Raw genomic sequence first — 8,994 nt, forward strand, 5'->3', positions numbered from 1 at the left:
CCGCTGGTCTGGGCGGCCGCGCCCGTCTTCGCCGAGGACCAGACGGTGAGCACCTGCGTGATGATCGGCGGCCGCCCAGACCAGCGGGGAGGTGTGCTGTGCGCCGGTGGGAGAGTGCGCGAAGCCGATCTGCCGGACCTGGGCGAGCGTCTGCCGCCAGGCGAACTGCTCCTCGCTGCGCAGCGGGCGCGAGGCGGGCCGGCGGTCCGGGTCGCGTCCCCAGGCCAGGAGGACCAGGCCCGCGGGGTGCTCGTCCAGCGCCGGTGACCCGAGCTGTTCCCAGACCCGGACCGTGGCGCGGCCGGCGATCTTGTCGATGATGTGCAGCCGGTCGCCCTCGCGGGTCGCCAGGGCGACCGGCAGCCGGGTGCTCGCGTGCAGGTCGACCAGGGCCGGGCGGGCGCAGTCGCGCAGCAGCCGGATGTCCGGGACGCCGTGGCCGAGCCGCCACAGGCGCGGGCCGAGCCGGTAGCGGCCGCGTCCGGTCCGCTCGATCGCGCCGTGCTCGGAGAGGGTGGCCAGCATGCGGTGCACGGTCGCCGGCGGCAGGTCGGTCACCGCGCAGATGTCGGCGACCGAGCGCTCGGGCTCGCCGCCGGTGAAGCAGCCGAGGATGTCGAAGGCCCGCGCCAGCACGCCGCGCTTGCCGTTGATCTCGCTCATCTCGGCTCCATCCCACCCGCGTACGGTGCTCCGTCGGCCGATCATTTTCAGCCAGAACGTATGTGTATACGGAACGTACGCGACGTCCCGCGTTACGTCGAGGTTTCCGCGGGAGCCGAGTTGAAATTCCGATTGGTGAGGGATCGGGCCACTCGGGGGCCCCGTTTTGCCACTGTCGTCGTGCCCGCCACGGACACAACCTCCGAACGAGCCGCACTGCCGGGCACGACAGAAGGACTGGACCCTCATGGCTTCCACTCGTTTTCGCGCTCTCGCCGCGACCGCCGTCGCGGCGCTGGCCCTGTGTACCGCCTGCTCCTCCGACGGCTCCGGCCCGGACGCGTCGGCCGACGGACCGCTCAAGCTCGCCGTCTTCGCCTCGCTCAACGGTGTCCCGGCCTTCGCCGCGGACAAGGAGGGCGTGTTCGAGAAGCACGGCCTGGACGTCACGACCAGCACGGCGAAGACGTCCACCGAGATGGTCCCGCAGCTGCTCGGCGGCAAGGTGGACCTCGCCCTGCTGGACACCGCCACCTCGCTCGTCGCCGCGGGCCAGGGCGTCGACCTGGTCTACGTCGCCGGGGCGACCGACGGGGGCATCCCCGAGGGCCAGGAGGAGTTCAGCTTCGCCAACGTGTGGGTCGAGAAGGACTCCCCGATCAAGTCGCTGGCCGACCTGACCGGCAAGACCGTGGGGGTGCCGCAGATCAAGAGCGCGCCCTGGGTCGACCTGCGCGGATCCGTCGACGAGGCGGGCGGCGACAGCGCCTCCATCAAGTTCGTCGAGTCCCCGGACACCCTGGCCGCCCTGAAGTCCGGCCAGGTCGACGCGACCACCACGCCCGAGCCGGTGGGCACGGTGGAGCGCGCCAAGGGCGACCTGCGCCCGCTCGGGCCGGTCAACTCCGGCGGCGGCGGGATGGCGTACGTCTGGGTCGCCACCCGGGACTTCGCCGAGGCGAACAAGGAGACCGTCAAGGCCTTCGGCGAGGCGGTGCGCGAGGGCAACGCGATGGTCAACGACGACCGCGAGCTGCTGGTGCGGACCGCCGCCGAGGTCCTCGACGCGGACGCCGGACTCCTGGAGAAGGCCGCGTTCCCGGTCTACGCCGAGAAGCCGCTGACCACCGAGGACGTCGACTTCTCGGTCCGGTACATGGACAAGTACGACCTGTTCGAGAAGGGTGCCCCGGACGCGGCGAAGCTGGTCGGGCCGTGACCGGCGCGAAGACCGGACCGGACGTGACCGGTACGGGACCCGGGCGGGCCGGGACCGGGGCGAGGACCGCGCCGGCCGCGGCCGGTACGGAGCCCGGAGCCGTGCCCACCGGTGTCCGGCGGCTGGTCAACCGGCTGCTGGCGATCCTCGTGGCGCTCGTCGTCTGGCACCTGTTCGCCCTCGGGCCCGGGGCCTCCAGCGACTTCCCGACACCTCCGGAGAGCTTCCGGACCGCCGTCGACCTGGCCGGGACCGGCGCCTACTGGTCGAACATCGCCACCTCGGTCGAGACGGCCCTGCTGGGGCTGGGACTCGCCGTGCTGGTGGGTGTGCCGGTGGGTCTGCTGATCGGTGCCGACGAGCGCGTCCGGCGCAGCACCCAGCTGCTCCTCGACTTCGGCCGGACGGTCCCCGCGATCGCGCTGCTGCCGCTGCTCCTGCTGCTCTTCGGCGCGACCCGCGACCTGGGGCTGGTCCTGATCCTGGTCTCGGCGGTCTGGCCGGTCGTCATCCAGACCTCCTACGCGGTCGGGGAGATCTCGCCCCAGCTGCGCCGGGTCGGGCGGGCGTACCACCTGACGCGGTGGCACCTGCTGCGGCACCTGATCGCGCCGTCGATGTTCCCGTTCGTCTTCGTCGGCCTGCGGATCGCCGCGACGCTCTCCCTGCTGATGGCGATCAGTTCGGAGTTCCTCGGCGGCTCCGACGGTCTCGGCTACGTCCTGCTGCAGGCGATGCAGATCAACGACACCGGGCGGGCGTTCGTGTACTCCTTCACCGCGGCGTTCCTCGGACTGCTGCTCAACCTGGTCTTCGTGCTGCTGCAGCGCCGCGTGCTGTGGTGGCACCCCTCGGTCCGCAAGGGAGGTACGGCATGAGCAGGGCACTGAAGGCCGCCACGCTCGTCGCCCGGGAGATCTGGCTCCCGGTCCTGCTGGTCGCCGCCTGGTGGTGGTTCAGCGCCGGCAGCACCTCGCTGTACTGGCCGGCCCTCTCGGAGATCACCGACCGTTTCGTCGACCTGTGGTTCTTCGACCACCTCCTCGAGGACGCGCTGCCCAGCGTGGTCCGGCTGGCCACCGGCTTCGGCGTCGGGTTCGCCACCGCCGTGGTCCTCGGCCTGCTGCTCGGCTCCGTCCCGGCGCTGGAGGACGCGACCCGGCCGCTGGTGGAGTTCATGCGGGCGCTGCCCAGCGTGGCGCTGCTGCCGATCATGATGCTGCTGCTCGGCACCGGCGACGACATGAAGGTGGTCACCATCGCCTTCGTCTCCACCTGGCCGATCCTGCTCAACACCGTGGAGGGCGTCCGGTCCGTCGATCCGGTCCTGCACCGGGTCGCGTCCGGCTACCGGCTCGGCACCTGGCACCGGATCCGTTACGTCGTCGTCCCCGCCGCCCTGCCCCAGGTCTTCGCCGGCGCCCGGGTGGCGCTGTCGATGTCGGTGGTGGCGATGGTGCTCACCGAGATGGTGGGCAGTCCGGGCGGGCTCGGCTACTTCGTCCTCGACTCGCAGCGCACGTTCGACATCGTCGCGATGTGGACCGGCCTGATCGTGCTGGGCCTGATCGGCTACGCGGCGAACAAGGCCTTCGGACTCGTGGAGGCCCGGGTGCTGGCCTGGCACCACGGTCACACCAAGCAGAAGGAGGACCAGCGATGAAGACGCAGACCACCCTGGACAAGGGGCAGCCGGACGGCGGTGCCTCCGACCCGATCATGCGGATCCGCGGACTGGGCCACAGCTACGGCGAGCGCCGGGTCCTGGAGGGCCTGGACTTCGAGGTCGGCCGCGGCGAGCTGATGTGCGTCGTCGGCCCCTCGGGCGTCGGCAAGACCACGCTCCTGGAGTGCCTGACCGGGCTGCGCCGCCCCGGCGAGGGCGAGGTGGTCTTCGACGGGCAGCGGATCGACGCGCCGCCGCGCGGGCTGGCCATCGTCTTCCAGGACTACAGCCGTTCGCTGATGCCGTGGCTCAGCGTCCTCGGCAACGTGGTGCTGCCGCTGCGGTCGGCGGGCCTGGCCAAGGCCGAGCGGGAGAGGACGGCCCTGGAGGCACTGGCCGAGGTCGGTCTGTCCGACTTCACCGGCCACTACCCCTGGCAGCTGTCCGGCGGCATGCAGCAGCGGGTCGCGATCGCGCGGGCGCTGGCCTACCGTCCGGCCGTCGTGGTCATGGACGAGCCGTTCGCGTCGGTGGACGCCCAGACCCGGGCGGACCTGGAGGACCTGCTGCTGCGGGTGCGCGAGCACCTCGGCATCACGGTGCTCCTGGTCACCCACGACATCGACGAGGCCGTCTACCTCTCCGACCGGGTGCTCGCGCTGGGCGGGAAGCCGGCCGGAATCCGCGAGCTGCTCACCGTGGACCTCCCCGCCCCGCGCGAGCAGGTCTCCACCAAGGCGCTGCCGCGGTTCGCCGAACTGCGCAGCCAGGTCTACCGGCTGATCCGCGATGTCTGAGCCGACCACGGGCGCGGCCCTGACCGCGATCGACCCGCACGCGTTCCGCGAGGCACTCGGGCACCACCCCACCGGGGTGGCCCTGATCACCGCGACCCTCGACGACGGCGAGCACATCGGGATGGTGGTGGGCACCTTCAACTCCGTCTCGCTCGACCCGCCCCTCGTCGCCTTCATGCCGGACCGCGCCTCGCGCACCTTCGCCCGGCTGCGGGAGGCGAGCACGTTCTGCGTCAACGTGCTCGCCGCCGACCAGGCCGACCTCGTCACGGGCTGGCGCGGCCCGGAGTCGTTCGCCGGGGTCGGGTGGCGGCCCTCGCCGTCCGGCGCGCCGATCCTCGAGGACTCGGTCGCGTGGATCGACTGCGCCTACCACCAGCTGGTGGACGCCGGCGACCACTACATCGTGCTCGGCGAGGTCCGCTCGCTGGACGTGCAGCGGCCGACGTGTCCGCTGCTCTTCTTCCAGGGCGGCTTCGGCGGCTTCGCGTCCTCGTCGTTCCTGGCCCCGGCCGACCACGACCTGATCCGGGCCGCCCGGCTGAGCGAGGCGGCGATGGAGCCGCTGGCCGCCCTGGCCGCCGAGGAGTCGGCCGACGTCTCGCTGCTCGCGTCGATCGGTGACCACGACGTGGTGATCGGCACCGAGCGGGGTTCGGCGACGCCGACCTACTTCGAGATCGGCCTGCGGCTGCCGCACCTACCGCCCGTCGGCGCGGTCCACCTCGACCCCGCCGACGGGGCGGGCCTCGCCCGCTGGCTCGACCGGCTGCCGCGCAAGGACGAGGCGTCACGCGCACGCTGCCGGGAGCTCGCGGAACGGGTCGCCGCCCAGGGCTACTCGCTCTGCCTGGTCGGCCACGCCCCGGACCGGGAGATCTGGCAGGACGTCACCCGCTACATCCACGGCGAGGCGACACCGCGCCGCCGGCGCCAGGTGCTCAGCATGCACCTGGACCACCTCGACTACTACGAGCCCGACCTCGACCCGGACGGCACCTACGACGTCCGCTCGATCACCGTCGCGGTGCCGATGGCCGGCGCCCCGCGGCTGGCGGTGCGGATGTCCTTCCCTCCGGCCGGTGCCGACGGCAGGACCGTCGCCCGGTGGGGCGCGCAGGTGCGCGAACGGGCCGCCGAGGTCGCCGACCTGATCCAGATCCGGTTCGGCCAGGACCGGGTGCTGGGCTGACCCCCACGTACAGAGAACGACTGCGAGGAGAGACATGACCGCCCGAGTCACCGCCCTGGGTTACCTGCGGTTCACGGCCACCGACCTCGACCACTGGCAGGACTTCGGCCAACGGGTGCTCGGCCTGATGGCCGACCGCCGCGGCGACGACCGCCTGCTGTTCCGCGTCGACGAGAAGGCCTACCGGCTCGAGGTGCGTCCCGGCGAGCGGGGCGGCGTCACCACGGTCGGCTGGGAGACCGGGGGGCCCGCCGAGCTCGCCGAGCTGGAGGCGCGCCTGACCGCCGCGGGGTACGAGGTCACCCGGCCGGGCGAGGCGGTGGCCAAGGAGCGGATGGTCTCGGACCTGATCCGGTTCCGGGACCCCGACGACTGCTACGACCACGAGGTCTTCTGGGGTCTCGGCACCTCCTCGGCGCGGTTCGCGTCCCCGATCGGCGCGGAGTTCGTCGCCGGGACCGAGGGGCTGGGGCACGTGCTGCAGGTGGTCTCGGACCGTGCCCGCTACGAGTCGCTCTTCCTCGACGTGCTGGGCTTCCGGCTCTCCGACCACATCGACCTCGCCCCGGACCTGGCGGCCACGTTCCTGCACTGCAATCCCCGCCACCACTCCTTCGCCTTCACCCCGAAGGTGGGGAACCGGCCGCTGGGGGTGGGCCACTTCATGCTCGAGGTCACCGACCTCGACGTGATCGGCCGGGCGATGGAGCACATCGAGGACGAGCCGCACCGGCTGCTGAAGACGTTCGGCCGGCACAGCAACGACCGGATGGTCAGCTTCTACCTGCTGACCCCGTCCGACGTGGGGCTCGAGTTCGGCACCGGCGGCATCAAGATCGACGACGAGACGTGGACGCCCACGCGGTACGACACCGCGCACTTCTGGGGCCACCACTCCGTCGACCACCACTGACCCGACTGCCCCACCAGAGAGGAAGGCGCCATGAACGCCGTGCTCGACCGCGTGATGGAACACGCCGAGCTGCTGGAGAGCGACGGACCCGTCTCCGAGGAACTCGGCCGGGTCAGCGACGAGGTCGCCGCCGTGCTGCGCGAGTCCGGTGTGATCCGGATGCTCCAGCCCCGCGACTTCGGCGGCTTCGAGTCGCACCCGACCGAGTTCCTGCGCACCGCCTACGAGATCGGGCAGCGCAACGGCGCGGCCGGCTGGATCACCGGTGTGGTGGGCGTGCACCCGCACGAGCTCGCCCAGGGCGATCCGCGGATGCAGCGCGAGATCTGGGGCGAGGACCCCGACACCTGGGTCGCCTCGCCGTACGCCCCGATGGGCCGGGCGCGGCCGGTGGAGGGCGGCTACGTCTTCAACGGCCGCTGGCCGTTCTCCTCGGGCACCGACCACTGCCGGTGGGTGATGATCGGCGGCCTGATCACCGACCAGGAGGGCAACGTCACCGACCGGGAGACGATCCACTTCGTCATCCCGCGCGACGACTACGAGATCCTGCACGACTCCTGGGACGTCATCGGGCTGCGCGGCACCGGCAGCAAGGACATCGTCGTCAAGGACGCCTTCGTGCCCGAGCACCGGCTGATCCGGACGAACCCGGTCACCGACGGCAGCGCCGGGTCGGTCGCGGGCCGGGACGCGCCGCTGTACTCGATGCCGCGCAACGTGGTCTTCTCCGGCGCCGTCACCACGGCGACGATCGCGCTGGCCCAGGGCACCCTGGCCGCGTACGTCAGGTGGACCCGGGAGCGCAGCAGCCGGTTCGGTTCGGCCAGCCGCGACCCGTTCCAGCTGTCCGTGCTGGCTCCGGCGGCCGCCGACATCGACGCCAGCATCGGCCACGTCCTGCACGACATGGACCGGGCGTTCGACATCGTCTCCTCCGGGCGGCTGCTCACCCTGTCCGAGCGGGCCGCGATCCGCCGCAACCAGGTCTCCGCCTCGCACCGCGCGGCCGCGGCCGCCGACGAGATCTTCAAGGTCAGCGGCGGGTCGCAGCTGCACGCGAGGAACCCGATGCAGCGGATGTGGCGGGACTGCCAGAGCGCCCTGCACCACGTGCAGAACTACGCGGGCCCGCTGTACCAGGCCTACGGCATGAACTACTTCGGCGGCGAGATGCCGGCGGCGGTGAAGGTCTGATGGCGGCCGGCACCCGCGAGCGGCTCCCCGGGGAGACCCCGCAAGCCCCTCGGACCCCTGGAGCCCCGGAGGCCCGCGAGCCGCTCACCCGCGAGTCCACCTCCCGGTTCGTCACGGTCGGCGGCACCCGCGTCCACTACCACGAGGCGGGCACCGGCCCGGAGGTCCTGCTGTGCGTGCACGGCGGGGCGCCCGGGGCGTCGGGCTGGGGCAACTTCGGCAGCAACATCGCCGAGCTGTCCCGGCACGCCCGGGTCCTGGTCGTCGACCTGCCCGGTTACGGCCGCTCCGACGCCATCGAGCTGTCCGGCGGCAAGTACCGGCCCTACGCCGACGTGTTCGCCGCGATGCTCTCGGAGCTGGGCGTCGAGCGGGCGAGCGTGGTCGGTCTGGCCACCGGCGGCGCGGTCGCGATCGCGATGGCCCTGCACCACGCCGAACGCGTGGACCGCCTGGTGCTGGTCTCCAGTGCCGGCGGGGTCCCCCTGTTCAGCGCGGTGCCGTCCGAGGGGCAGAAGGCGATCCGCTCCTACTACGCGGGCGAGGGCCCGTCGCGGGAGAAGATGCGCGCCTACCTGCGGATGATGATGTCCGATCCCGGGCTGGTCACCGACGAGCTCGTCGAGGAGCGGTACCTGGAGTCGGTCGCCGGCGGCGAGGAGCGCCGGGCCGGCGCCGAGTCGGCGGGCGTGCCGGCCGAGCCGCTGTGGCAGGAGCTGGGCCGGATCGAGGTGCCGACGCTGATCGTCTGGGGCACCGAGAACCGGGTGCAGGGCTTCGACAACGCCCTCTTCCTGCTCCGGCAGATCCCCGACGCCCAGCTGCACCTGTTCAAGCGCACCGGCCTGTGGGTGCCGTACGAGCGGGCCTCCGAGTTCACCCGGCTGGTGCTCGGGTTCCTCGCCGAGCACCCGGCCGGCCCGGCCGCCGGCTGACCCCGGCCCCCACCTGATCCCGGCCACCGCCCCGGGCCCACCAACCGGGCCCACGAGCCGGGCCGAGTCCACGAGCCGGGCCCGGCCGGGATCCGAGTTCCAAGGAGAAGACGATGACGTACACGAGCGTGTGGTCGGACCTGGCGCAGGTCGAGTTCCGGCAGGGATACCTGGAGACGGGGCCGTACCGGACCCGGTTCCTGCAGTCGGGCAGCCCGGACAAGCCGCTGCTGCTGATGCTGCACGGGATCACCGGGCACGCCGAGGCGTACGTGCGGAACCTGGCCGCGCACGCGGAGCACTTCAACGTCTACGCGATCGACTTCATCGGCCACGGCTACTCGACCAAGCCCGAGCACCCGCTGGAGATCCCGCACTACCTGGACCAGGTGCAGCGGGTGCTCGGGCTTGG

General features: G+C 72.2%; 10 protein-coding genes. 9 read left to right on the forward strand and 1 reads right to left on the reverse strand.

Annotation, left to right across the window (positions count from 1 at the left end):
- On the reverse strand, positions 1-663 hold a 663-nt coding region (locus tag AOK18_RS20920), incomplete at its 3' end, for an IclR family transcriptional regulator (RefSeq protein WP_240503259.1).
- Between the two features lie 247 nt (positions 664-910).
- Between AOK18_RS20920 and AOK18_RS20925 the strand changes: the two genes are divergently transcribed.
- From AOK18_RS20925 to AOK18_RS20965, 9 genes are all read left to right on the forward strand, one after another.
- Entirely contained in the window at positions 911-1,882 is a 972-nt protein-coding gene (locus tag AOK18_RS20925) for an ABC transporter substrate-binding protein (protein WP_055574251.1), read from the forward strand.
- 101 nt (positions 1,883-1,983) lie between these two features.
- On the forward strand, positions 1,984-2,760 hold the full coding sequence (locus AOK18_RS20930) for an ABC transporter permease (protein WP_055574254.1): 777 nt from the start codon (positions 1,984-1,986) through the stop codon (positions 2,758-2,760).
- Entirely contained in the window at positions 2,757-3,545 is a 789-nt protein-coding gene (locus tag AOK18_RS20935; protein WP_055574252.1) for an ABC transporter permease, read from the forward strand. Before AOK18_RS20930 ends, AOK18_RS20935 begins: the two co-directional genes overlap by 4 nt.
- Complete coding sequence (locus AOK18_RS20940) at positions 3,542-4,345, forward strand: ABC transporter ATP-binding protein (RefSeq protein ID WP_055695356.1); 804 nt, start codon at positions 3,542-3,544, stop codon at positions 4,343-4,345. Before AOK18_RS20935 ends, AOK18_RS20940 begins: the two co-directional genes overlap by 4 nt.
- Positions 4,338-5,537, forward strand: coding sequence for a flavin reductase family protein (locus AOK18_RS20945; protein ID WP_055574848.1), 1,200 nt, complete (start codon positions 4,338-4,340; stop codon positions 5,535-5,537). Before AOK18_RS20940 ends, AOK18_RS20945 begins: the two co-directional genes overlap by 8 nt.
- 34 nt (positions 5,538-5,571) lie before the next feature.
- A complete protein-coding gene (locus tag AOK18_RS20950) occupies positions 5,572-6,450 on the forward strand; it encodes a VOC family protein (RefSeq protein WP_055695357.1) in 879 nt (292 codons plus the stop codon).
- 30 nt (positions 6,451-6,480) lie between these two features.
- Positions 6,481-7,647 (forward strand): acyl-CoA dehydrogenase family protein, encoded by a 1,167-nt coding sequence (locus AOK18_RS20955; protein WP_055574846.1) that lies wholly within the window; start codon positions 6,481-6,483, stop codon positions 7,645-7,647.
- Complete coding sequence (locus AOK18_RS20960; protein ID WP_240503260.1) at positions 7,647-8,582, forward strand: alpha/beta fold hydrolase; 936 nt, start codon at positions 7,647-7,649, stop codon at positions 8,580-8,582. Before AOK18_RS20955 ends, AOK18_RS20960 begins: the two co-directional genes overlap by 1 nt.
- A 113-nt stretch (positions 8,583-8,695) precedes the next feature.
- Positions 8,696-8,994, forward strand: a 299-nt coding sequence (locus AOK18_RS20965; protein ID WP_157865139.1) for an alpha/beta fold hydrolase, incomplete at its 3' end; no start/stop codon positions are given.

The sequence above is a fragment of the Streptomyces prasinopilosus genome (assembly GCF_001419695.1).
Classification (GTDB): Bacteria; Actinomycetota; Actinomycetes; order Streptomycetales; family Streptomycetaceae; genus Streptomyces; species Streptomyces prasinopilosus.

What these genes read in the sequence shown, in the direction of transcription:
- AOK18_RS20925 (WP_055574251.1), top strand. Translation starts at nt 911, where the DNA reads ATGGCTTCCACTCGTTTTCGCGCTCTCGCCGCGACCGCCGTCGCGGCG.
- AOK18_RS20935 (WP_055574252.1), top strand. Translation starts at nt 2,757, where the DNA reads ATGAGCAGGGCACTGAAGGCCGCCACGCTCGTCGCCCGGGAGATCTGG.
- AOK18_RS20940 (WP_055695356.1), top strand. Translation starts at nt 3,542, where the DNA reads ATGAAGACGCAGACCACCCTGGACAAGGGGCAGCCGGACGGCGGTGCC.
- AOK18_RS20945 (WP_055574848.1), top strand. Translation starts at nt 4,338, where the DNA reads ATGTCTGAGCCGACCACGGGCGCGGCCCTGACCGCGATCGACCCGCAC.
- AOK18_RS20950 (WP_055695357.1), top strand. Translation starts at nt 5,572, where the DNA reads ATGACCGCCCGAGTCACCGCCCTGGGTTACCTGCGGTTCACGGCCACC.
- AOK18_RS20955 (WP_055574846.1), top strand. Translation starts at nt 6,481, where the DNA reads ATGAACGCCGTGCTCGACCGCGTGATGGAACACGCCGAGCTGCTGGAG.
- AOK18_RS20960 (WP_240503260.1), top strand. Translation starts at nt 7,647, where the DNA reads ATGGCGGCCGGCACCCGCGAGCGGCTCCCCGGGGAGACCCCGCAAGCC.